This window comes from Pseudarthrobacter sp. AB1, assembly GCF_014926485.1.
GTDB lineage: Bacteria > Actinomycetota > Actinomycetes > Actinomycetales > Micrococcaceae > Arthrobacter.
Genome location: NZ_PZKO01000032.1, coordinates 43,794 through 68,197, shown reverse-complemented (window position 1 = coordinate 68,197; position 24,404 = coordinate 43,794). Strand labels below are relative to the sequence as shown.

Here is a 24,404-nt window from a genome sequence, read left to right as displayed (position 1 = left end):
TCGTCCTTACTTTCCTGCCGTTGCCGGGGCGGTTTCCGGAGCGAACTCGCTGCCGGGTCCACCGGTCAGGTGTGAGTGGTATTCCACTTCGTCCTTGGTGAGATCGAAGTAGGCGTCTTCCAGAGACGACTGCTGCGGGGTGAGCTCGTAGACGAGGACCCGGTTGTCCAGTGCCACCTGGGCGATCTGCCGCGCGTCCAGGCCCGTCACTTCCAGGGTTTCGGGCTGGCCCTGGTCCACCGTCACGCCATCGCCGGACAGCAGGGCTGACAGCTGGGTGGCCGCGGATGTGCGGACCAGGGTCTTGACCTGACGGGTGCCTGCAATGATGTCCTGCACGGGGGCGTCCGCAATAATTTTTCCGCGGCCGATCACGATCAGGTGATCTGCTGTCTGGGCCATCTCGCTCATGAGGTGTGAGGACAGGAAGACGGTCTTGCCCTCTCCGGCAAGGTAGCGGACCAGGTTGCGGACCCACAACACACCTTCCGGATCGAGGCCGTTGACCGGCTCGTCCAGGATCAGGGTCTGAGGATCGCCCAAGAGCGCGTTGGCAATGCCCAGGCGCTGCCCCATGCCCAGCGAGAAGCCGCCTGCCTTCTTCCGGGCCACGGCCTCCAAACCGGTCATCTCGATGACTTCATGTACCCGGGATGTGGGGATGTTGTGCGTCGCCGCCATGGCCCGCAGGTGGTTGTAGGCGCTGCGGCTGGTGTGAACCGCTTTGGCGTCCAGCAGCGCTCCGACCTCGTGCAGGGGGGCCTTGTGGTCGGCGTAGTGCAGGCCGTTGACTGTCACCGTGCCCGACGTCGGGCGGTCCAGTCCCATGATCATGCGCATGGTGGTGGATTTGCCGGCTCCGTTCGGACCTAGGAAGCCCGTTACTTGCCCTGCCTTGACGGTGAAGCTGACGCCGTCAACCGCCGTTTTGCTGCCGTAGACCTTGGACAGGCCTGTTGCCTCAATCATGGAAATGTTCCTTAGAACAGCAGCCGCGTGGCTGCGGAATGCGGGGAAGTTTCGTTTGTACGCTCCACGCTACCGACGGCACCGCCGGATTTCGCCTGTCTCAGGGATGATTCAGGGTCGAATCAGGGTAGTCCGGACGGATGATTAGGGGTCCCCTCCGGGACGCAGCCGCCTTAGGTGCGGGGCGAGTAGTACGTCAGGGCGCGCGGTTCCACCCGGATCCGGACGCTTCGCACGCCGGCCAGTGCTTCGCCGTCGACCGCCAGCGCCATGGGGGAGCCCTCCGACTCAATCCGGACCTCTCTGGCTTCCCGCAGGTGGGTGATCCGGGACGTCGCCACCGTGCCGGTCAGCACCGACCACAGGAGCCGGAGCCGGGCAAAGGATTCGTCGGCGGTGATCATCCGGACATCCAGGACGCCGTCGTCCAGCACGGGCCGCGACAAGGGCGCGTGGTCCCGGGGGTAGTAGCGGCCGCGGCCGATGTACGCGATCCAGAGTTTGTGCCGGACACCGTCCACGGTCAAGGCGGTGGGCGTCCCTGCGGCGAAGGTCCGGAGCATTGCCGCAACGCCGGCCAGCGGTTTGCCGAGGGCCGGCTGCAGCTGCTCCCTGCGCCGGACGAGGTTGGGGTAGAGGCCGATGCTGGCGGTGTTCAGCATGATCAGGTCAGCTCTCTCCGGGTTGCCCGCCAGCCCGCGCTCCACGGTCACAATGCCGACGTCGGCGCGGGCGGCTTCACCTGCGGTCGCGGCTGCCACAGCGTCGTTAAGGTTGCCAGTTCCCGTGTCCCGGGCGAAGTGGTTAAGGGTCCCGCCCGGGAGCACCAGCAGGGGAAGGGAATGTTGGACGGCTGCCGCGGCCGCGGTGCCAACGGTTCCGTCTCCGCCCCAGACACCCAGGGCACGGGTATCCGGGTGGGAAGCGGTGGCCTGGATAGCCTCGACCAAACTCTCACCTAGCTGGACCGTTTTTATATACGCTTTGGGGAATACTTCCTGGAGGGCGTCCGCTGTCTGTTCCGTAAACGAGCCGCCCAGGGTATTCACCACGATGCTGAGGCCTTCACCGCCTGGCAGCGTGGGGGCTTCGGTTTCGGTGCGGGACACACCGGGAAACGGTGGGCGGACTGGCCACCACTTGCGGGTCACCAGCGCCGCCCCTGCGCCGATCGCCGAACCGAAGAACACATCCGATGGCCAATGGGCGCCGGTATGGACCCGCGAGTAGGCCACCCCCAGTGCCACCGGCGCAAGTGCCGCACCGACCACCGGCTTGACCATCCCGGCGCCGAGCGCGAAGGCAATGGCCGAGGCCGAATGCCCCGATGGCATGGAAGAGCTGGTGGGCTGCGGGTGGACGAACCGGAAAACCGGCAGATGCTCCGGGAGCGGCCGTGCCCGCGGAAGCAGCGTCTTGAACACCACATTGGTCACCGCTGATGCCACCGCTTGGGCGATCAGCCCGTGCATGGCGGCCCTCCGGGGCCTGCCGGGAAACAAGGCCATGATCGCCGCTGCCACCATCCACAGTTTGCCGTGAGTGGCGGACGCCGACAGGCGGCGGAAAAACGTATCGTGGTTCCCGCCCGGGAACGACGCCACACCGCGGACGAGATACCGGTCAAGTCGGCTGATCAACCCGGGTGCTTTGCGCCACACTCTGTACATCACCCCACCCTATTACCGGTGGTCCCGCCCTGCGTGGAGGTCGCTACTTGGAGGACAGTGGCCTCGCGGCTCCGGCGAGGAGCAATGCCACCACGATCGGTGCGAGGATCGCCAAGAGTGCCAGATGGATTCCCGTGAGGTCTCCCAGGTAGCCCAGCAAGGGCGGGCCGGCAAGGAAGGAAACATACCCCAGCGTGGATACAACCGAGACCCTCGCGGCAGCGTGCTTCGGATCGTCGGCAGCAGCGGACATTCCCATGGGGAACGCCATCGCGGCGCCCACACCCCACAGGGCAACGCCAACACCGGCCAGCCAGATGTTCCCTGCGAGCACAAACAGGCACAGGCCTGCAGCCGCGGCGGCCATGCTTGCCCGGAGCACCACAACACGGCCGTGGATGTCGATCGCGCGGCCGCCGAAAAGCCGCATGGCTGTCATCGCCAGCACAAACAACGCGAACATCAGGGCGCCGCTCGATTCCGAGGCACCCAGTCCGTCTACGGTGGCCTTGGCGATCCAGTCGTTTCCGGCCCCTTCAGTAAGGGTGGCACCCAGGACCACAACGCCGATCAGCAGGGTGCGGCTGTCCCGCCAGGCAGACGGCCCCTTGACGGCCTGCGGCTCACCTTCCACCGGAAGGGCGTGAGCTATGTGCGGGAGGAAGTAGCGGGGCGCCACGAGGGCCACTACCACCACCGCGCCGGCGATGGCCAGCAGGTGCAACGGCAGGCCAACACCGATCGTTGACAGGCCCGCCCCGATCAGCGCCCCCAGAAAGGCCCCGCCGCTGAAGGCCGCATGGAACTGCGGCATGATGGTTCGCCGAAGCTTGTGCTCGACGTCTGCCCCTTCAATGTTCTGGGAAACGTCCCACAGCCCGACGCCGATGCCGAAGAAGAACAGCGCAACGGCAGTGCCCGGCACCGATTCCGCCGACAATGACAGTGCAATGCCCACCCCGGCCAGGGCTGACAGCAAACCGCCTGCTCGCACCGCGTTGGCGGTGCCGATCTTCCCCACCACAAGTCCCGCCGTCGGAAGGGCCAGCAGTGAGCCGACGGCTATACACAGCAGAAGCGTCCCCATCTGGCCGGAGGTCAGCTGCAGCGTCTCGGTGACGGCGGGGATCCTGGCGGCCCAGCTGGCAAAAACAAAGCCGTTGACACCGAAGACCACGAAAGTGGCGGCCGCGGCTGCCCTTAGGGACGGCCCGGCCGTCGTGCTGGTATTGATGCTCATGCTTTGACTACTTCCACCGAGAGCTTGTTGAGGTGTGCGAGTTCGTCCGCACTCAGGTCTTTGTCCGTGACTATCACGTGCACTGCGTCCAAGGGGGCAACCAGTGCCATCGCGGAGGCATTCCATTTGGCACCGGCGCAGGCAACAATTACCCGCGCCGCCGATTCAAGGCCAGCCCGTTTCACTGCGGCGTCCTCGAGATCATGGGCCAGGAGGCCGTCCCTGAGGTTCAAGGCGCAGGGTGTGACCACTGCCGTGTCGAAGCGCAGGGACCGGATGTTGGCTTGCGCGAGCGGCCCCTGGAACGACAGCTCGCCGGGTACCAGGCTTCCGCCGGGGAGCAGCAGGGCAGGACGCTGGCCGGCATGCGGGTCGCCGTCTGTGACCGTTGCCAGGGAGCGCAAGGACATGGGCATTAGCGTCAGTTCGCGCCCGCGGAGGACACGGGCAATTTCCGTGGCTGTGGTGCCGCTGTCCAGCCACACATGCTCGCGCTCTCCCAGCAGGCCGGCCACAGCGACGGCGATCCTGACCTTCACGGCCTGGTCTTCGAGTTCGCGTTGGCCGTAGCCGGGGTTTTCGCCGCCGGCAATAAGGCTCGTGGCACCGCCGTGGACCCGGCGAAGGACGCCATGCGCTGCGAGCAGCTCAAGGTCCCGCCGGATGGTGGCGCCGGACGCGTCGCACGCCAGGGTCAGCTCTTCCACCGAGACCTCGGTTTTACGGCGCAGCAGCTCCCCAATCAGGCGGTGCCGCTCTTCTGTCTTCATGTTCATATGATAGCAATTCTTGATCATATGAACATTAGCTGACTAGCGGGCGCGCTCAACCCGCTTTTCGTCCCACACGGGCTCGGGGGACTCGTAGACACGGCCGTCGGAACCGAACACCAGGAACCGGTCGAAGGTGCGGGCGAACCAGCGGTCGTGGGTGACAGCCAGGACGGTTCCCTCGAAGTGGTCGATGGCCTTTTCCAGTGCTTCGGCCGAATGGAGGTCCAGGTTGTCCGTGGGCTCATCCAGCAGCAGGAGCGTGGCGCCGGAGAGCTGCAGCAGCAGGATCTGGAACCGCGCCTGCTGGCCGCCGGAGAGGGACTCGTACTTCTGCTCCGACTGCGATGCAAGTCCGTAGCCGTCCAGGGCGCCGGCGGCGGCCTCACGTCCCAGACCGGACCGGTGCTCGTCGCCGCGGTGCAGGATCTCCAGCAGGGTCTTGCCCAGGAGGTCGGGCCGGACGTGGGTCTGGGCGAAGAAGCCGGGCCGGATGCGGGCGCCGAGTTTCACGGTCCCTTCGTGCGGCACTTCGGCAATATCGACTTCGGACACGGGCAGGTGCTCGCGTTCGGGATCCGTCCCGCCCGTGGCGAGCAGCCGCAGGAAATGGCTCTTGCCGGAGCCGTTGGAGCCGAGCACACCCACGCGGTCCCCGAACCACACCTCGGTGGAGAACGGCTTCATCAGCCCGGTCAGTTCCAGTTTCTCAGCCACGACAGCTCGCTTGGCGGTCCGGCCGCCCTTCAGCCGCATGCGCACGTTCTGTTCGATCGGCAGTGCCTCGGGCGGCCCGGCCTCGAGGAACTTGGCCAGGCGCGTCTGGGCGGCCTGGTAGCGGTTGGCCATGTCGGAGCGGAAGGCCGCCTTGTTCTTGTACATGTTGACGAGTTCCTTGAGCTTCACGTGCTCCTCGTCCCAACGCTTGCGGAGTTCCTCGAAGCGGGCGTTCCGGTCGGCGCGGGCGTCAACGTAGGAGCCAAAGCCGCCGCCGTGCACCCAGGCACCTGCGCCATTGATACCCGGTTCGAGGGTCACGATGCGTCCGGCCGCATTGTTCAGCAGCTCGCGGTCGTGGCTGATGAAGAAAACAGTTTTTTTGGACTCGTTGAGCTTGTCCTCAAGCCAGCGCTTGCCCGGCACGTCCAGGTAGTTGTCCGGCTCATCGAGAAGGAGCAGCTCGTCGGGGCCAGCAAACAGGGCCTCCAGTACCAGGCGCTTCTGCTCGACGCCGGAAAGGCTCGACGCCGGGCGGTGCTGCGCACGGTCGAAGGGCAGTCCGAGGGCGGCCATGCAGACCTCGTCCCAGACGGTTTCGACGTCGTAGCCTCCTGCGTCTCCCCAGTCCACGATCGCCTGGGCGTACCGCATCTGGGAGGGCTCGTCGTCGTGCTCCACCATCGCGAGCTCAGCTGAGTCCACTTCCTTGGCCGCGGCGGCCAGGGCCGGCGGGGCGGCGGAAACGAGCAGGTCGCGGACCGTGGATTCATCCCTGACCTGGCCGACGAACTGGCGCATGATGCCCATGTTTCCGGAGCGCCCGATCACACCTTCATCCGGAACAAGGTCGCCGGAAATGATCCGGAAGAGGGTGGTCTTGCCGGTGCCGTTGGGGCCGATCAGGGCTGTTTTGGTGCCGTCCGGGACCTTGAAGGTCACGCCGTTGAGCAGTTGGGTGCCATCGGAAAGGAAGTAGTCAATACCGGAAATGTCTATGTGGGCCACGCCAACAATCTTCCCACGCCCTCCCCACACGAGTTTTTGTCCAGATAGTGTGCCGTTGCCACCACTTTGCGCGGAACATCTGGACAAAAACTCGAGGGTTAGCCGGCGGCGGTAAGGAACTGCTTGAGCAGAGGCCCGGACGTGGTGGCTCCAAGACCGCCGTCCTCAACAAAGACGGCCACGGCCAGATCACCGTGGACAGCCACAATCCAGGCGTGCGTCTTGGGCGGGCTCTCGTTGCCGAACTCCGCCGTGCCGGTCTTGGCGCCCACCGGAGCGCCTGGAACGGTCGACAGGAAGCCGGCGTGGCCGGACGTCACCACTGCCCGCATCATGTCGGACAGCGCCGCGGCCTCAGCGGCCGTGATTGGCTGTCCGGATGCCTTGGACGGCGCCTCGGGCGTAACGGTCGACGACGGCGCACCCGCGTCCGCCGTCGCCGCGCCGGAGGTGTCTGTCGCAGCTGCGCCGTCTGGGTTCAGGACCAGCTGCGGCGAGACGGGGGATCCCTTGCCCACGGAGCCGGCCATGATGGCCGCCGCCAGCGGGGACAGGAGCACCTTGCCCTGGCCGATCATCGAGGCGGCACGTTCGGTGCCGGCAGCCTCGCCCGGAACGGATCCCAGGAACGCCACGGCGCCCAGCGCGGGGGCCTCCACGGCCACGCCCATGGCGACGGCGGCGGCCTCAAGCTGGGCCTGCGTGACCGTGTCCCGCGCAGCGATGAACGCCGTGTTGCACGAGTGGGCAAAGGCGTCGCGGAGTGGCACCGATCCCAGTGAGGATTCCGGGTAGCCTTCCGCGTTCTTGAACGTGCGCCCGTCCACGGTGAGGGTGGGTGTGCACTCCACCTTCGAATCGGGCGTCAGGCCGTTGCGGATCATGGCGAGCGAGTCGATGATCTTGAACGTTGACCCGGGGGCGTACTGGCCCAGCATTGCGGTGTTGTAGCCGTTACTTCCCGGGCCTGAGGCCGCTGCGAGAACCGCACCGGTTGAAGGGCGGAGCGCCACAATGGCCGACGCCGGTCCCACTCCGGCAAGGGTGCTCTCGGCCAGTTCCTGGAGGTTTGGATCCAGTGTGGTTTTCAAAGGCGTGCCCGGGGTCGGGGCCATCTCGAACACCACCCTGCGGGGATCTGTCCCTGCGGCCCGGATCTGTTCGCTGGTCAGGTCGGCCCGCTGCGCACGGATCACCACTGCGTCGGTGCCGCGGAGTTGTGCGTCGTACTGCTGCTGGAGGCCGCCGACGCCGGTCACGTCTCCGGCGGTCAGACCGCCGCCAGACGCCTCGATCTGTTCCGCCGTGACCTCTCCCACGGTGCCGAGGACTGCCCTCGCGAACGTGCGGCTGGGCGCCAGCGGCTGGACTTCGGGGATGGCGCGGGCACCAGGGATGGCCGTGATCTGCGCGTCGGTGACAGTGCGGCCCTCGTCACGGAGGGTGATGGCCCGGACGAACGCCTCCGGACCGGAGGCCGCAACCTGTTGGGCATAGGTGGCGGGATCCACGCCCACCAGTTCGGCGAGCTGGGTGGCCGACGCGGCGGCGTCCGCGGATCCCAGAAGCAGCCTGTCAATCCCCACGTTCACCACGGGCCGGTACGTGACAAGTTTCGCGTCACCGGCTCCAAGGATGTCCGCGCGCTGCGGCGACTGCGTGCCTTTGCTGAGGATTTCGCTGTCGCCGAGCCCTGGGACCAATGTGGCCGGGTTCCAGACGGCCAGCCATTTGTCCCCGGACTTCGTGAACTGTGCTGAGACCGTGTATTTCCACTCTCCGGCGCCGAATTTCCACGTGTAGTTCAGCGGAACGGCCGCAGTGTCGCCGTCCAGCGTGAGCTCGCCGGCCGCCACAGCGGGCTTGTCCGGATCCAGCGCCTTGAAGATGTCCTGGACCTGTTGTTTGGCCACCCCGGAGTCCTTGCCATCAAAGGCAATCGAGCCGACGTCCAGCGTGGAAAGCGCGGACGCAAACTGCTTGGCGGCGCTCTCAGCACCCCCTCTGCCGTCGTCGCAGGCAACCAGGGAGGCGCCGAGGATGAGTCCAGCTATGGCAAGTGACAGTTTTTTTGAGTTCCCCACCGCGCTATTATGCCCCGATTTAAACTGTGCCTGCTGTCACCCATCCTCGCCCGGTTCAAACCCCGAGCGGGGGGACATCCAGACCAAATATGTCCTTGAGGGCATATTTTGCGGCGAAATACCCTGGCATCCCTGTCACACCGGGGCCGGGCGGTGTGGAGGACGAACAGAGGTACACGCCAGGCACGGGTGTCCGCCACGGAACCCGGGACACCACCGGGCGCTGGACAAGTCCGCGCACATCCATGATGCCGGCGCTGAAATCTCCGCCCACGTAGTTCCGGTTGTAGCTGGCAAGCTCCGCCGCCGTGGTCACGTGTCTCTGCATCACCACGTCCCGGAACCCGGGTGCGAAGCGCTCCAGCTGGGCGGTCACGGCCTCGCCCATGTCGCGGGTTGATCCGGCGGGCACGTGGCAGTATGCCCAGAGGATCTGCCGCCCGGCCGGGGCGCGGCCGGTGTCGAAACGCGATGGCTGGGCCACCAGCACGTAGGGCCGCTCCGGGTGCCTTCCGGCGGACACGTCATTCTCCGCACTCGCCAGCTCGGCGCGTGTGCCGCCGACGTGCACCGTGCCGGCGTCACGCAATTCCCGCGCCGCCCACGGAACGGGACCGGACAGGATGAAGTCCACCTTGCAGGAGCCATTCCCATAGCGGAACGTCTCCAGGGCTTGCCTATACCTGCCCGGGAGCCTGTCGCCAGCAATGGCCAGCAGACCCCGGGGGGCCACATCCAGCAGAGCGGCCCGCGCGCCGCCTAGTTGTTGGAGGCTCTCGATCGGCGCCCCCGTGTGGATCACTCCGCCGTGGGCACGGATGTCGGCTTCCAGCGCGGCAGCGATGGAGGCCGATCCGCCCAGCGGAACCGGCCAGCCTTGGGCGTGGGCCAGTGCGGTGAGCATAAGCCCGGCACCGGCGGAGGCCAGCGAGGGCAGCCGCGATACCGCGTGGGCAGCAACGCCGCTGAGCAGTGCAGGCGCAAGGTCCTCCTTAAACCGGGTGTTCCACAGCCGCGATCCCTGCTCCAGTGTCCGCAGCCCGAAGAGTGCGGCCACCAGGGGATCCCGGGGAATTCGGAGCAGCTGATGCTGCGTCAGATCCATCACGCCGCCAATGCGATCAACGAGCGGGCCGAGGAGCCTGCGGTAGGCGTCGCCGTCCCTGCCCAGGCCCTGGACCGTCCGTTCGATGCTGTGGTAGCCGAGGGCCGCCCGTCCGCCGTCGAGCGGTGATCCGAACGAAAGCTTGGGCACCACCAGGTCTATCCGGCGTGCCAGCTCGAAGTCACGGAAGAAGGGGGACGCCATTGCCATGGGGTGCACGGCCGAGCAGATGTCATGGAAGTGGCCCGGCTGCATCAGTTCGGCGGTGCGGGTGCCACCGCCGATGGTGGCCGCCGCCTCGTGGACTTCAACGGAGAGGCCGGCGCGCGCCATCACGGCAGCTGCGGCCAGCCCGTTGGGTCCGGAACCAACGACGGCGACGTCAGGCATGGTGCTTCGCCCGCCAGGGGAGTACCGCATGTGAGCGATGGCGGAGGCCGAACCGTAACCAGTCCGGCAGTCCGTCGAACGGCCCTCCCTGCGGATCATCAAGGTGATGCCGGCGGACGGGATCGTAGTCCGGGTCATGGATGTCCCAGACAACCCGGAACATTAAATATGCTGTTACAAGCATATGAAGGGCTACTGCCAGTACGTAGTAAGGCATATCAATATTGTGCTGTGTCGGGCCTTGGCTGGTCACCTGGCCCAGATACATCCAGACGGCTGCCCAGTGCAGGCCTTCAACACCCTGCCAAACTAGAAAATCCCGCCAACGCGGCCGGGCCAGTGCCACCAACGGGATGAGCCACAGGACATGCTGTGGCGAATAGACCTTGCTGGTCAGGATAAAAGCACCCACGATGAGGAACGCCAACTGGGCCAGCCGCGGCCGGCGCCGCGCTGTCAGCGCCAGCGCGGCAATCATGGCGCAGGCCAGCAGGAACACGGCAAGGGCCAGCCAGTTGATAGTGGCGGGATCCAGCACCGGCCAGCGCAGCCGTCGAGCCACCAGGTTGTAGGCGAACCATACAGACCCGTAGCCGGCTTCCCTCGTCTCGGTGAACCCAAAGAAGTACCACCAGCCGGACGGATTGGAGACGGCAACAGGCACGTTAATGGCCAGCCAGGCTGCGGCGCCGGCAACGGCAGTGATCACGAACGAGCGGATCCGCCCGGTCCGCAGAGCCAGCAGGAGGATGGCTCCGAGAACCAGGGCGGCATAGGGCTTGGTCGCTGCGGCCAGGCCGATCAGGATGCCTGCAAGCACTAGCTTTTCACGCGAAAAGCACAGCATTCCCACCGCCAACAAGGCGACGGCCCACATGTCCCAGTTGATGGTTCCGGCCAGCACAATGCCGGGTGCCAGCGCCACCATGGCCGCATCCCAGGGGCGCCGCTGCGACATCCGGGCCGTAGCCAGCACAGTGACAATCCAGACGGCTGCGACCAGCGTGGCGTTAACGTCGAAGTAGCCGAGGACCCGCGCGTCACTTACGCCCTCGCCCGGGATCAGCCAGGCGGTCACGCCGGCAACAAGTCCCATCAGGACGGGATCTTCAAAAAGAGATGCCGTGCTCAGGATCGGGAACGTGCCGTCTCCCAGGCCGCGGTTGCGGAAAAATTCCGGGAAGTCGGAATAACACGTGGAATAAAACTGGCCGGGGCTGGACCAGCCGTTGGCCCGGCAGTAACCCTTGACTGCGATGCCGGCCAACGCCGCCAGTACGGTCAGGATGATCAGGACCCGTTCCACGGTAAAAACGCCGGGGGAGACGAGGCCGGGCGCCGACCGTGCACCCATCGGCCCACCGATCAGTTCCGTGAAGTTCTTCAGCAGCAGGTCACTGCGGCTCGGAACAACCAAGCGGGCGCGCCGCGGGCGCGCCGGTGGCTTCGTTTCCTGCATGTCTGAGAGCTTACCCGGGACGTGCCCTGCCGGGCCGCGGACTCCGTAACCGGCCCCTCACCTCAGTTCAGGCCGCCGCAGGAAGACAAATTCCCGATTAAGTCTTTAAAGTCCCCAACGGACAATGGCCGGGGTCCGCTTATCCCAGCCGAGCGTACAGACCTTCGCGGTTCCCAGGATGAAATGACGGCCCTCGGCAGGCGCTAGTTCCAGCCAGCGCGCGGTGAGGATCCGGGAGAAGTGCCCGTGCGCAACGATCAGCACGTTGTCCAGGCCGGATTCCAGCACACTGGCCACAATCTTGTCGGCGCGGGCTGCCACTTCGTCCAGGGTCTCGCCGTTGGGCACACCATGGGTCCAGATCAGGTAATCCGGGTTGTCCTTGCGGATCAGGTCCGAACTGATGCCCTCATAGTCGCCGTAGTTCCATTCCACCGCCAGCGGCTCATGCTGCGCGTCGGGGTAACCTGCCAGCTCCGCGGTCCGCCTGGCGCGGCGCAGTGGGGACGTCAGGACCAAGTCGAAGTCCACCTGGTCCAGCACCTTCCGGGCCTCCACGGCCTGCTGCTCCCCTTCCACGGTCAGGGGCAGGTCGGTGAGCCCGGTGTATTGCCCGCTCTTGGACCACTCGGTCTCGCCGTGGCGCAGGATCCAGAGCTGGGGGCGGGGGGCGGTCATCGGATTAATCATTTGGAGTCCTCGTTCGGGGAAAGTTCGACGGCGGCGGGAGGGTCTGTTGCTTCCGGAACCGGGGGTGCCGCCTCGGGCTGCTCCGCCCACCACGCGCGCAGCCTCGCTTCGGCGTCGTCCGGTTGCAGGGGTCCGTTTTCCATCCGTTCCTCCAGCAGGAACTTGTAGGCCCGGCCCACCACGGGACCAGGTTTGAGGTTCAGGATGGCCATGATTTTGGCGCCGTCCAGATCGGGCCGGACCGCGTCCAGCGATTCCTGCTCGCGCAAAACGGCGATCCGGTCTTCCAGGTCGTCATAGGCGAAGGCGAGGCGCTCAGCCTTCCGCTGGTTGCGGGTGGTGACGTCCGAGCGGGTCAGCCGGTGCAGCCGGTCCAGCAGCGGGCCGGCGTCCGTGACGTAGCGGCGCACGGCCGAGTCACTCCACCCGGCGTCACCATAGCCGTAGAAACGCATGTGCAGCTCTACGAGCCGGGCCACGGCCTTGATGGTGTCGTTGTCGAAGCGGAGAGTCTTCATCCGCTTGGCAGTGAGCTTGGAGCCCACCATGTCGTGGTGGCGGAAGCTGACCGCGCCGCCCGGTTCGAAACGCCGCGTAGCCGGCTTGCCGACGTCGTGCATCAGCGCTGCGAACCGCAGCACAAAGTCGGGGGCCGGCACGGCGCCGTCCGCATCCGTTTCCAGGGCAGCGGCCTGTTCCAGGACCTGAAGGGAGTGCTGGTAGACGTCCTTGTGGCGGTGGTGCTCGTCAGACTCCAGCCGCAGGGCGGACACCTCAGGCAGCACGAACTCGGCGAGGCCGGTTTCCACGAGGAGGTCCACGCCGACCCGGGGGTGGGTACCGCAGATGAGTTTGACCAACTCATCACGGACCCGTTCGGCCGAGATGATTTTGATCCGCTCGGCCATCTGGCTCATGGCCAGCCGTACGTCGTCGTGCACGGAAATGCCCAGCTGCGAGGCGAACCGGGCGGCGCGCATCATACGGAGGGGATCATCGGAGAAGGAGGCCTCGGGTGAAGCCGGCGTCGCCAGGACGGCGGCGTTGAGATCCCGGACGCCGCCGAACGGATCAATGAGTTCAAGCGACGGAAGCCGCAGGGCCATGGCGTTGATGGTGAAATCGCGGCGCAGGAGATCGTCGGTCAGGGAGGTGCCGAAGGCCACCACGGGCTTGCGCGACTCCGGATCGTAAGCCTCGGCCCGGTACGTGGTGATCTCGATCTGGAAGCCGGCCTTCCGCATCCCGATCGTTCCGAAGGCCCGGCCGATTTCCCAGAAGTTGTCCGCCCACTTCTTGATCAGGTCAACTGTCTGGCCCGGCGTGGCGTCCGTGGTGAAGTCCAGGTCCGGTGAGGCGCGTCCCAGGAAGAGATCCCGTACCGGGCCGCCCACCAGGGACAGCTCGTGGCCGGCGTCGACAAAGCGCTGCCCGAGCTCCAGGACCACCGGATCAACCTGGAAATCGACGGTGTTGGAATCAATCTTGTGATGTGCGTGCGCCATAGTTACTTAAGCTTGTCAGAAACCAGCGGCTTGGCAGGCCAAAATCTCCTCAAGATCGCTCCTATTCGCCTGCAGCCCCTCAAAGTGCGTCATACGCAGTCCACTTTGATGTCATGTTCCGGTCATCATGATCGGACAAGAGTCGTTAGAGTGGACTCCATGGCCCATCCCGTACCGAGCGCTCCCGGCAGGAGGACAAACGCACCGTTGCCGTCGGCAATTGGTGCCCACGTCGCGCCTGCCCTGCACTCGGCCCCGGCCTCGCTCCCCACGGTGGAGGAAATTTCCGCCGGCGGCGTTGTGGTGGACACGTCCGACGGCGAACTAAGGGTTGCGATCATTGCCCGCCTTAATAGGGGCGGGCGGCTGGAGTGGTGCCTTCCCAAGGGCCATCCGGAAGGCAAGGAAGACAACGAGCAGGCAGCAGTGCGTGAGATTGCCGAGGAAACCGGCATTGAGGGCGATATCCTGGCCCCGCTCGGCAGCATCGACTACTGGTTCACTGTCAGCGGACACCGTGTCCACAAAACCGTCCACCACTACCTGCTGCGCGCTACCGGCGGCGAACTCACCATCGAAAACGATCCGGACCACGAAGCCGTGGACGTCGCATGGGTCCCCATCAAAGAACTGGCACGGAAGCTCTCGTTCCCCAACGAGCGGCGCATCGCGGATCTGGCCCGGGAAGTCCTGCCAGAACACCTCTAAGGCTGTCTCCGCCGGAGCTGCATGTATGCCTGTTCGGGCATATAGCCTGCCCGTTGCGGTACAAACAGCGTCCGGGTGAGACGATGAAGGCGATGTCAGCTACCAATCCCCCCTCCGATAAAGCCGGCCCTGCCGCCCCGAGCGGAACCGCGAGTGAAACGCGGTCCAGCGCCATCATGGCTGCCGGCACCTTGGTGTCCCGGTTCCTGGGCTTCGGCAAGACCTGGATGCTGGGTGCCGCGCTGGGCCTCGGCTCCACGGTCAACGACACGTTCATCAATGCCAACAACCTGCCCAACCTGATCTTCCTGCTGGTGGCCGGTGGTGTGTTCAACGCCGTGCTGGTGCCTCAGATCATCAAAGCGAGCAAGGCTCCGGACAGGGGAGCGGACTACATCAGCCGGCTGCTGACGCTGGCCGTGCTCCTGCTGTTGGGCCTCACCACGCTGGTCACGTTCGCTGCTCCGTGGGTCATTGAGCTGACCACGCAGGGTTATTCGCCGCAGCAGAAGGCCCTGGCAGTCGCCTTCGCCTTCTGGTGCCTGCCGCAGATCTTCTTCTACGGCCTCTACGCCCTGCTGACACAGGTCCTCAACGCCAACGGCGCGTTCGGGCCCGCCATGTGGGCCCCCATCATGAACAACCTGGTGGCCATTGGCGGCCTGGGCATGTTCATCTGGATCTTCGGCGAAAATGCCATGAATCCGCACACGCTGGACAACTGGGGTCCCTCCCAGACCCTGCTTGTGGCCGGCTTCTCGACAATAGGCGTGGTGGCCCAGACAGCTATCCTGCTGATCCCGGTCATCCGCCTGAGGCTGGGGCTCCGGCCCCGGTTTGGCTGGCGCGGAGTGGGCCTTGGCCAGGCCGCCAAGCTGAGCGTGTGGACGCTCCTGACCGCCGCCGTCGGGCAGTTGGCGTTCCTGTACGTCATGCGCGTCGCCACTATTCCCGGTGCCGAGCGGCTCCGGCTGAAGGCTGCGGGGGATCCGGCGGCAGAGATGCTGCCCGGCAACGCGGTCCTGGAGGTGGCCAGCCAGCTGTACCTGCTGCCGCACTCGATCATTGCGCTCTCCCTCGCCACTGTCCTCTTTAACCGGATGACCCGTGCATCGCAGGATGGCAACCGCGCAGAACTCCGCGACGCCCTCTCGCACGGTCTCCGCACCATGGCGGTGGCCACGGTCTTTGGCGCGCTGGCACTCTTTGCTCTGGCCGGGCCGCTGGGCATGTTCTTCTCCGGTGGTCCGCGCCAGGACGGCGTGATGCTGGCCCAGACGCTCACCATCCTCGCGCTGAGTACCCCGTTTATGAGCGCCAACTTTATGATGTCGCGGGTTTTCTACGCCAACGAAGACGCCCGCACGCCCTTTAGGATCCAACTGCTTCTTGCTGTGGTTTACGTCGCCGGTGCGTTTGGGATCCAGTTCCTGCCGGTGGGCCAGATCATTTACGCCATCGCGCTGCTGTACATGGTGGGCAACATCCTCTCGGTGGTCATCAGCGCCTTATTCCTGCGCCGGCTGCTGGGCCACCTAGACGGGCCGCGGATCGCGAACTCGTACATCCGAATGGGATATGCGGCGCTCGGTTCCGCGATCGCGGGCGCCGGGGCGTTGTGGCTGATGGGCAGCTACAGCGCGGACGGGTTCGCCTGGAGCGGCCGGCCCGCTGCGCTGGTGACCGTCATCGTCGTCGGACCGATCATGTTGGTTGCCTATCTCTTCCTCCTCAAGATCTTCCACGTCGCGGAACTCGGCGATCTCATGCGCCCTCTGTTGGGACGCCTGGGGCGCGGTACCGGACCTTCGGGCGGCACCGGGGGAACGCCGGTGCCGGCTGCGGTTGACGACGTTTCCGCAACGGAACGTCCGACGCCGGAACGCGCCACGGTCTCGGTGGACACCGGCCTGATTCCCCGGATCTCCGGCGAATTCGACGCCGTGTCGTTCCGCGCAGGTCCCGTACCGGAACGCCAGGCGGCGCCTTTGGTGCCGGAAACTCCGCCGGGGGAACCCGGAATGCGTGCCGCTCCGGGTCCGTGGGAGGGTGCACACGGGGAAACTGCCGGGGGCACTGAACCCGCCGCGGAATACCTTCCCGTCGAAGACGTTCCCGGCACGGCACGGGGCGGGCTGCTGCGCGACGAGATTCCCCTTCCCGGCCGGCGTACGTTCCAGGGCCAGGCCGGACAGAACCCCCATTTCAAGCCACGACGGCCTCGAAAAAAGTGATCTTCCCGCGGTTTTTGGTTGCCTGTCGCCCACGGCGGCCATGGCCGATCGGCTAGGATCGACAGTGAACAGGGGTAGTTGCAGGCAAGCGCAGACCGGCTCGCCGGCCGGCTGTTGACCGGTTTCTGACCGGCGGTGGCATCATCTACGCCGGCATTCCCGGACAGTCTAGGAGGAACACGTGTCCCACCCGATCGACGTTGGATCAGTACTTGGCGGCCGCTACAAGGTCACTGCCACGGTATTGACCTCACACGACCAGGATCTGGTGCTGGACGGGGTGGACCAGGTTCTCAACCGACCGGTCAGCATTCTGGTCGCCGGCCCGGATAACACCGAACAGGTGGCCCAGAGCGCCCGCGAGGTGGCTACCGGTGAGCGCCCGGGCAATGTCCAGGTCTTGGACCTCGGCGTCACCGAGGCCGCCACGTACCTCATCACCAACCACACGTCCGCGGCAGATCTGCTGGACCTCGTGGTTGCCTCCGACGCCCCTTACGTCGAGCCGTTCTTCACGGATACGCTGGGCAGCGAGATTTTCGGCCAGGCGCGTTCCCACGAACCGGAACCGTATGACGACGAAGAGAACATCGATGCCGGTTACATCAACTACGCGGACAATCACCCCAGCCAGGTCGACTCATTCCGCTCTGCCGCGCCAGCGGTTCCGCCGCTTGTACCCCCGGTTGTTCCTGCGCGTCCGCCGCTCCGCCCGGCAGTCCGTCCGGCGTCGGGGTCTGCCAAGACCGGGGCCGCTGCAGCAGGGGCCTACGTGGGCACTGCTGCTGGCGCCGCTGCCGCGCATCAGCGCGTCACTGCGCCGCAACCAGTGCAGTCTGCAGACAACCGGTCAGTTTCCGGATCCGCAGAGCCTAGGACCGGTGCGGGCTCCGATACGCCCAAGGTTTCTTTGTGGTCTGAGGACGACTATTCCAACGGCTCTCAGGACGCAGGCTACGAGGAACCCGTGGATTCCCGAGGGCCCCAGCGCTCCGATCGTGCAGCGGGGGCCTTTCCGTCCCTCGCCCGGAACGTATCTCCTGCGGCGGCAGTACCACCTTCCGGCGGGACGGATGATTATTACGACGACGACGAACCCGAGCGTGAGCCCCGCTCCATGCGCTGGCTGGTGGGCGGCCTGCTTGCCGTGGTTCTGATTGCAGGGCTCGTCTTCGCGGTCACCAACTTGGGGAGTCTCTTTAATGCGGGTCCTCAAGCCGCCCCATCCTCGAACTCTACGGACGCCACACAGCCAAACACCGGGTCGGCCTCCGCGAACCCGAGTTCTGCACCACCGGCAGCACCGCCTGCAGCACCGCCCGTCATTGACAGCATCACCCGCCAGGGGGATTTCGACTTCGCGGCCACCTACGATGTCGATCTGGTGAAGGCGTTTGATGGCAATGTGGCCAGCTACTGGTCGGACATGGAATTTGCCACCGAAGGCTGGGGTGGCCTCGCAAGCGATGGCGTCCCGTTGTTCATCAAGCTGAAGAATCCGGCGAAGGTTTCCTCCATCACCCTGACTCAGCTCGGAGCCTCGGGCGGCAACCTCAGTGTCTTCACCAATGACCGTCCGTCACTGGACGGCGCCAAACTGGTGGGTACGAACAGCTTCACTTCATCTGATCTGACCATGCCGCTCGCCGAACCGGTCGAAGCACAGTACGTGATCGTGTCCATCAAGACACTTCCCAAGCTGGCCGCCCCGAAGACCCGCTACGGCTTCGGCATACGCCTTGCGGAGATCAAGATCCAGTAAGGCCACCAGCGTCGTTCCTGTTGAGCCGCGGCTGTTCTGTCCGGAGCATTGCTCCGCAGTAACAGACGCGGCTTAGCTGTCTTCAGACGGTAATCTGGTAGGGTATCCCGTCCGGTGGACGGGGTCATGACCGCTGATGGTTTCTCCGTTCGCGCGGCGCCCGGAATATTCACCACCAAGATTCAGTTGTGCCATGTGGCCGGCCGCAAAAGCCGGCGCATCGACTAAGGAAGAGGTTCACCGTTCAGTGAGCAACGCAGAAAACACCGCGTCCGAAGTACGTGATGTCATCATCGTCGGCTCGGGCCCGGCCGGGTACACGGCCGCTGTCTACACCGCGCGTGCCAATCTGAAGCCCTTGCTTCTGGCTGGATCAGTCACCGCAGGCGGCGAACTGATGAACACCACTGACGTCGAAAATTACCCGGGCTTCCCCGACGGCATCATGGGGCCGGACCTGATGGAGAACTTCGAGAAGCAGGCAGCCCGCTTCGGAACGGAAATCCAGTTCGAGGACGTCACAGCCCTGGACCTCGATGGTGACATCAAGACTGTCACCATCGGTACCGGCGAGACCTTCCAAGCGCGGGCGATCATCCTGTCCACCGGATCCGCTTACCGTGAGCTCGGCCTCCCGAACGAAAAGCGCCTTTCCGGACACGGTGTCAGCTGGTGTGCAACCTGCGACGGGTTCTTTTTCAAGGACCAGGACATTGCGGTTATCGGCGGGGGAGACTCTGCAATGGAAGAAGCCCTCTTCCTGACCAAGTTCGCCAAGTCCGTCACCGTTGTGCACCGACGCGACACACTCAAAGCTTCCAAGATCATGGCAGACCGCGCCTTGGCCCACGACAAGATTTCGTTCATCTGGAACAGCTCCGTGGACGACGTCATCGGAGGGGACAAAGTCACCGGGCTCAAGATCAAGAACCTGCAGGACGGCACCGTGTCCGACCTCGCCGTCACTGGCGTTTTCGTCGCCATCGGTAACGACCCCCGCACCGACCTGGTTAAGGACGCACTGGACATCACGGCGGCCGGCACCATCGCCGTCGAGGGCCGGAGTTCCAAGACCAGCATCCCCGGCGTCTTCGCCGCCGGCGATGTTGTTGACCCCACGTACCGTCAGGCCATCACAGCCTCCGGTTCCGGATGTGTTGCCGCGATCGACGTGGAACACTTCCTCGCAGACCTCCACGCGTAATTCGCGTAACCGCCATTCGAAAAGAGAGACAAGGGTTATGAGCAACGCTAAAGACGTAACAGATGCAAGTTTCCGTGCGGATGTACTGTCGGCCGACAAGCCAGTGATTGTGGACTTCTGGGCTGAATGGTGCGGACCATGCCGCAAGCTGGGACCCATCCTCGACGAGATCTCGGTCGAGTACAGCGAGAAGGTTAACGTCGTCAAGGTCAATGTCGACGACAACCCGGCGATTGCTGCCGAGTACGGCATTACGTCCATCCCCGCCGTCTACCTCTTCCAGGACGGCCAGGTGAAGAGCACCGTTATCGGTGCGAGGCCGAAGCAGTTCTTCGAAAAGGAATTTGCGGACGTCCTGTCCTAGTCTGCTCTGGTCTCCGGTTCTTCATGACCGGCAGCACCGGCCTGTGGCCACTGCTTAGTACAAGCAGTGGCCACGGTCATTTGTGCGTGCACCTATTCGAGATTGAATCAGGTTGTTTTCGGGCAACATTTTCCCCCGGACTGCACCGAGGGATCCGGGTCCTTCTGTATCCCACCGCAGGGTCCTGGCGACTTACTACGTGGGCCGGGCGGCTGAAAATGCCAGGCAACTGAACCTAGGATGATCCAAGTAGGGTCCTCCGGACTTGGCTGTTTCGTTTCACGTGAAACATTGCCGTTCGAATGCAGACGGTCACTCATCCCTCTTCGCTTACCGGGGCAACGGAGGAGAGCGGGGGTGGAGTCCCGCAACCCGTCCCTGCGGAATGTCATTTCGATTGCAGGGGCAAGTCGGCACTGATTCGCCAACCCTAGACCATTCGGGTTCCTCATCCAAGCCCGTATATTCTACGCACGGCGACGAGTCGGCCTATGTTTCACGTGAATCATCGACGAGTGCTGCAGGAGAGCATCGCCTACGTCTCCGTGTTTCCGGAGGGACAACAATTCAATCCAAGAAGGACCCAGGGTCTTGGTAAACAGGTCAGACTGGGATCCCACTGCGGCACGGCGGCAGCACTTCGGATTGCTAACCTGCCGCAAAACAGCCCCGCCCCTCAAATGGTGCGTGGTCCTCAGTACCGAACAGATCTCAATCACTTGCAGTGTTTCACGTGAAACACAGTCCGCCCCCCCGCAACAGCCGGTATCCCATGCCTGTTTACAACTAGACTGCTCCGCGCGACCTCGAGTGTTGATCACGCGGGTCTGGTTCGCGGAGTGCCTATGACATAGCCCCTTCCCTCATAATCTGAAATATCGAACTCCAAAAAATGAATGCGGATAAAATGATTGTCTATCTATTTCAGTAGCATCAACAAAAATAGCTGAGCCGCTCAGTCGGTACATCGGTGGGGCGGCACTGGCGGCGTGCAACATCGAGTGACTCGACAGCACCCTGGCCACACTTTTAGCCCTCCACCAGTGTTTGTCGTCCCTTGATTGAATCAAGCACCGATACGCGCAACTGCTACGTAAAGAAGCTGTGGTCCCTAACGATGGTCGACCCGGCGCAGCTGGTCGGACAGCCGCCCATGGATCCTGGTTGGGAGAGCTGACGGACTAGAAGGAGCCGACAGATTGGAACAAGACTGGATATGAGCGGCAGCGATGCCAACAAAGCCGCGTTCTACGCCTGATCTCGGCGCATACTTAGCGCGGGCTTCAGCAGGATGGCTGATGCCACGCGGCATGACTATCGGCAGCTCATATGCGGTCGAAACCGCTGCAACCAGACAGGACGCGTCCGCCTCCGCCGAACCCATCCATCCACATGCAACCAACAGTTCAGCGAAACAAGCCTGACCCACGGTGCGGGGACACACCTGCCACGAAATGACCAAACTGACGCAATGGATTCGGCACCTTAGACCTGGGATTCGCGCTGCCTCTCCTAGGATGCCTCCAGCCAAGAATCACACTCCGTACGGGGGTGACTGCCACCCCCTGGCCACCCTATCTACTGAACGCATACGGCTGCGGGCCTATCCCCGATATAGCATCCGTGATCGCACCAATGGCACCCGTACCCCGACATCTTTTGTGCGCCTTGAGCTGAACGTCAGCGCAGCAGACATTCAACGCCGGCGCATCTTTGCGGCGACTGTTTCACGTGAAACACAGTCAACGCTGGGCATAACTAGACAGTCGACCGGGCCACCAACAAGATGTTTCACGTGAAACGAACTCAGCGAAGATGCCGCGCACGACTGGATAGGACACCTCATCTCAGGTATCACGTAGGCTACCAGTCGACCACGGCAGCGAACTGCCGGGTGGCCCAATAGCCATGTCAAGACTCTTGCGACCGACGAGTAGTCATTACGTGCGGACCCACGAAGCACCTCACGTACACCTGGGCCGCCCGGCACGAGAGAACCAAAGTCTCAACCCGCTAGAGCGCTCTGCAGCCGAGCGAACTCCAATGTCCCCATGGCATTTGCATGCCTAGCAGCGGCTGAGTCTTCGCACAAGTATCGCAGTCTGCTCAGCAACGGCAGACGCCCGGTATGGACCTCCATACGTCGCAGTCTGCTCAGCAGACGGGGCCCTCAGCGTAAACCAACGTCAACACTATCTACGCGGCCGCCCTTAGCCGCTCGTTGCCTTAGCCCTAGGCTTCACACATATCCCCGCCTCCCGAGCGTCAACGACCAATGTCCGGTGGAAAGGTAGCACTGTGGAGTCGACCTACTGACGGGCGCAACAAGCCGGCCTGCGCTACGGCTCCCGGTCAGATCGCCACAAATGATGGACGCCTGGCAGAGTAGAGGACCGAACATGGAGCCAACGCTGACCCTGAACTAAGGCTGTCGCGCGCCATCGAACCCAAGGACACGGACCATCCCATCGGGCGCAAGTCGGTTACGGCACTGCCTGTCTCCGTCCACGTCGTGAGTGCACCTGCGCGAGGTGCCACTGAAGCCAGCACAAGGGCTACCCGTCTTCATCCGAAGTGTGGCCGCTAGGCTCACCTCAGGGCTATCCGTCGCATGCGCATTCCACCGATATCGAAGTTATCCCCAATACTTATCCACATCGATATCCACAGATGTATCCACCGGTCCGTAAATCTTGGACACAGCGTATCCGAGTCCGCTTTTCAGCTCAGCGGCCACACTCAAATCGGAAACTATCCAGGGACCAGCAACACGGAAGTGGGGTCACTCATACGGGCTTAGAAATATTGATCAAAATCCAACTAATCGCGGCTCTTTTTCGAGCAAAGGGAGCATTGGGTGGTGGCTTAGTAATGTTTCACGTGAAACGGAAGCACAGACGGACCCGGACGCGCAGGCAGGCGGACGGTCCCGCGGCGCGCTGGCGTGCGGCGAATCTCCTAGTGATCCTGGCCACCACGCAATCTATCCACAAAGTTATCCACAGCGATATCCACCGTGCAATGCACACCGTGCCGCCCCCGAACTGGAACGGCTTCACCTCCTGGTGCGATGGTATTGACGCGCCCGACAGTACACGGAGTGCCCACAACCTACATTCGTTCTGTTCGGTTTCTGGCCCATCGACAGAGTGGCTCGAATCTGGGGGGCGGGCTCTTTCAAGTTCGGACAGCCAATTGCCTGAATTGGTGGCGCGCTGGCGAATGGGTACCGCTGGAGTCCCGATCCGTTGAGTCACCGCGAATGGCCTGTCCAGCCCACCTCAAACTTGCATCAGGCCAGAAGACTCGACCTACCCTCAGGTTCACTTCTCAGCCGACCAATGCGAATCCGGGCGTATAGCGTCCACCTCAGAACTGCGTCGCGTGGGGGAGAGGCCAAGGCGAGGAACCTATTCCGGGACCCCGCTGTGCCGAAAGACTCCGACTAGGCGCAGACCACTAAGAATGTCGCAGGGCCAGTCGTCGATAGACCTGTCGGATGCAGTATCCGGCGACCCCATGGTTAGACCAAGGCATTGACATACATTCCTGAAGTTGGTGTGTATTGAACAACACCGAAGATTCGATTCTGGGCTGTAGGCCATCTGTACCGCGCATCAATCAACGCCAGGCCGCATGCGGGATTCCAGGGTGCTGTGTACCAGTCTGTCTGTGCAGAGGCTACTGATCCGCGCGCGGACCGCACCACCACTCAGCCGGATCCCTATGAGCTGCCCCAAGATCAGGGCAAGTCACTGGCCACTCTTCCATCCGGGAACTTGCAGAGATTGGATCTATTTCTAGTCAACCTCTCCACCGCCGGTCAAACAGAAGTATCAGACCTGGGCTACGGGCCACTTGACCAAGCTGGTCTTCTGAAGCGCCATGTCAGGCCCCTACGGAGTCCAAGAGGACATCAAGCTGTCCCGCCGCCCATGTACCCCTCTGAGGGCATAGGTCGCCGCCAAGGGGCTTCGGGATATGCTTCTGGCGACGGAGTCTAAGTTCTTCGTCGGCTATGAACCATGAACGCCAAGTGGTCCGACCCGCTGGCTGCCCATTGAATTGCTATGGGAATACACCGGGGGATGGGCAGAGTCAGGCACGGCACACTCGGTTAGTCTCCACGTTTCACGTGAAACCACTTGGACCTCTATTGCCGAAGACCAGGCCCACCCAAGAAGCATTGTGGGAGTACTTCTGCTCGGCGCTGACTGAAGATGCGGCTTTGTCCGACGCTGACAAGGGGAAACCCCCTTCGCCCTATACAGATATGGACCAAGTGGCACTCCGGCTAGTTCAAGAGTCGAGGTCCGGGGTTAGGCTGAAAGGATTGCCGTAACCAGAGCCAGAGCCAGAGCCAGAGCCACGGACATGATGGCGCAAGCTTTGCTGGTGTTTCACGTGAAACAGGCGGAGAGTCGCCCTCCACAGCCGAAACCTATGCTGCCGGGACCCCTTGAGAGGGATCATCCGACCAAACAGCAGGTCCGAGGGATCCCTGTTAACGCCAACTGAAAACAGG

Annotated in this window: 15 protein-coding genes; 5 read left to right on the top strand and 10 right to left on the bottom strand. The window is 63.8% G+C overall.

The genetic code is table 11. The annotated features are described in order from the left end of the window. Positions 1 to 6: 6 nt before the first annotated feature. From DAD99_RS08950 to DAD99_RS08905, 10 genes are all read right to left on the bottom strand, one after another. A complete protein-coding gene (locus DAD99_RS08950; RefSeq protein ID WP_193341238.1) occupies positions 7 to 969 on the bottom strand; it encodes an ABC transporter ATP-binding protein in 963 nt (320 codons plus the stop codon). A gap of 173 nt (positions 970 to 1,142) precedes the next feature. Then, positions 1,143 to 2,639: a bifunctional phosphatase PAP2/diacylglycerol kinase family protein gene (locus DAD99_RS08945; RefSeq protein ID WP_193341237.1), complete on the bottom strand. Its 1,497-nt coding sequence runs from the start codon at positions 2,637 to 2,639 to the stop codon at positions 1,143 to 1,145. Between the two features lie 43 nt (positions 2,640 to 2,682). Further along, positions 2,683 to 3,879 (bottom strand): MFS transporter, encoded by a 1,197-nt coding sequence (locus DAD99_RS08940; RefSeq protein WP_193341236.1) that lies wholly within the window; start codon positions 3,877 to 3,879, stop codon positions 2,683 to 2,685. Beyond that, a complete protein-coding gene (locus tag DAD99_RS08935) occupies positions 3,876 to 4,649 on the bottom strand; it encodes a DeoR/GlpR family DNA-binding transcription regulator (RefSeq protein ID WP_193341235.1) in 774 nt (257 codons plus the stop codon). The genes DAD99_RS08940 and DAD99_RS08935 overlap by 4 nt, the downstream gene beginning before the upstream one ends. A gap of 42 nt (positions 4,650 to 4,691) precedes the next feature. Beyond that, complete coding sequence (locus DAD99_RS08930) at positions 4,692 to 6,374, bottom strand: ABC-F family ATP-binding cassette domain-containing protein (RefSeq protein ID WP_193341234.1); 1,683 nt, start codon at positions 6,372 to 6,374, stop codon at positions 4,692 to 4,694. 98 nt (positions 6,375 to 6,472) lie between these two features. Beyond that, positions 6,473 to 8,458 (bottom strand): penicillin-binding transpeptidase domain-containing protein, encoded by a 1,986-nt coding sequence (locus DAD99_RS08925; RefSeq protein ID WP_193341233.1) that lies wholly within the window; start codon positions 8,456 to 8,458, stop codon positions 6,473 to 6,475. A gap of 55 nt (positions 8,459 to 8,513) precedes the next feature. After that, entirely contained in the window at positions 8,514 to 9,953 is a 1,440-nt protein-coding gene (locus DAD99_RS08920; protein ID WP_193341232.1) for an NAD(P)/FAD-dependent oxidoreductase, read from the bottom strand. After that, the gene (locus DAD99_RS08915) at positions 9,946 to 11,412 is read right to left on the bottom strand and encodes a glycosyltransferase family 87 protein (protein WP_193341231.1); all 1,467 of its coding nucleotides are present in this window, start codon (positions 11,410 to 11,412) and stop codon (positions 9,946 to 9,948) included. Before DAD99_RS08915 ends, DAD99_RS08920 begins: the two co-directional genes overlap by 8 nt. A gap of 105 nt (positions 11,413 to 11,517) precedes the next feature. After that, positions 11,518 to 12,102: a histidine phosphatase family protein gene (locus DAD99_RS08910; protein WP_185262037.1), complete on the bottom strand. Its 585-nt coding sequence runs from the start codon at positions 12,100 to 12,102 to the stop codon at positions 11,518 to 11,520. After that, positions 12,099 to 13,607, bottom strand: a complete 1,509-nt coding sequence (locus DAD99_RS08905) for a CCA tRNA nucleotidyltransferase (protein ID WP_193341230.1) — start codon at positions 13,605 to 13,607, stop codon at positions 12,099 to 12,101. The genes DAD99_RS08910 and DAD99_RS08905 overlap by 4 nt, the downstream gene beginning before the upstream one ends. A 207-nt stretch (positions 13,608 to 13,814) precedes the next feature. Here DAD99_RS08905 and DAD99_RS08900 point away from each other — a divergent pair, with 207 nt between their 5' ends. The 5 genes from DAD99_RS08900 (at position 13,815) to trxA (ending at position 19,879) form a co-directional block, all read left to right on the top strand. Further along, complete coding sequence (locus DAD99_RS08900; RefSeq protein WP_193341367.1) at positions 13,815 to 14,315, top strand: NUDIX hydrolase; 501 nt, start codon at positions 13,815 to 13,817, stop codon at positions 14,313 to 14,315. 92 nt (positions 14,316 to 14,407) lie between these two features. Further along, on the top strand, positions 14,408 to 16,549 hold the full coding sequence (gene murJ / locus DAD99_RS08895; RefSeq protein ID WP_193341229.1) for a murein biosynthesis integral membrane protein MurJ: 2,142 nt from the start codon (positions 14,408 to 14,410) through the stop codon (positions 16,547 to 16,549). A gap of 181 nt (positions 16,550 to 16,730) precedes the next feature. Then, on the top strand, positions 16,731 to 18,311 hold the full coding sequence (locus DAD99_RS08890; protein WP_193341228.1) for an ABC transporter substrate-binding protein: 1,581 nt from the start codon (positions 16,731 to 16,733) through the stop codon (positions 18,309 to 18,311). A gap of 247 nt (positions 18,312 to 18,558) precedes the next feature. After that, complete coding sequence (gene trxB / locus DAD99_RS08885) at positions 18,559 to 19,515, top strand: thioredoxin-disulfide reductase (protein ID WP_193341227.1); 957 nt, start codon at positions 18,559 to 18,561, stop codon at positions 19,513 to 19,515. Positions 19,516 to 19,552: 37 nt separating this feature from the next. After that, positions 19,553 to 19,879 (top strand): thioredoxin, encoded by a 327-nt coding sequence (trxA, locus tag DAD99_RS08880; RefSeq protein WP_193341226.1) that lies wholly within the window; start codon positions 19,553 to 19,555, stop codon positions 19,877 to 19,879. The last annotated feature ends 4,525 nt before the right edge of the window (positions 19,880 to 24,404 follow it).

Bases quoted from the DNA above. Each gene is read 5' to 3' on its own strand.
- DAD99_RS08950 (WP_193341238.1), bottom strand. From the start codon at position 969: ATGATTGAGGCAACAGGCCTGTCCAAGGTCTACGGCAGCAAAACGGCG.
- DAD99_RS08945 (WP_193341237.1), bottom strand. From the start codon at position 2,639: ATGTACAGAGTGTGGCGCAAAGCACCCGGGTTGATCAGCCGACTTGAC.
- DAD99_RS08940 (WP_193341236.1), bottom strand. From the start codon at position 3,879: ATGAGCATCAATACCAGCACGACGGCCGGGCCGTCCCTAAGGGCAGCC.
- DAD99_RS08935 (WP_193341235.1), bottom strand. From the start codon at position 4,649: ATGAAGACAGAAGAGCGGCACCGCCTGATTGGGGAGCTGCTGCGCCGT.
- DAD99_RS08920 (WP_193341232.1), bottom strand. From the start codon at position 9,953: ATGCCTGACGTCGCCGTCGTTGGTTCCGGACCCAACGGGCTGGCCGCA.
- DAD99_RS08915 (WP_193341231.1), bottom strand. From the start codon at position 11,412: ATGCAGGAAACGAAGCCACCGGCGCGCCCGCGGCGCGCCCGCTTGGTT.
- DAD99_RS08910 (WP_185262037.1), bottom strand. From the start codon at position 12,102: ATGATTAATCCGATGACCGCCCCCCGCCCCCAGCTCTGGATCCTGCGC.
- DAD99_RS08905 (WP_193341230.1), bottom strand. From the start codon at position 13,607: ATGGCGCACGCACATCACAAGATTGATTCCAACACCGTCGATTTCCAG.
- murJ (WP_193341229.1), top strand. From the start codon at position 14,408: ATGTCAGCTACCAATCCCCCCTCCGATAAAGCCGGCCCTGCCGCCCCG.
- trxA (WP_193341226.1), top strand. From the start codon at position 19,553: ATGAGCAACGCTAAAGACGTAACAGATGCAAGTTTCCGTGCGGATGTA.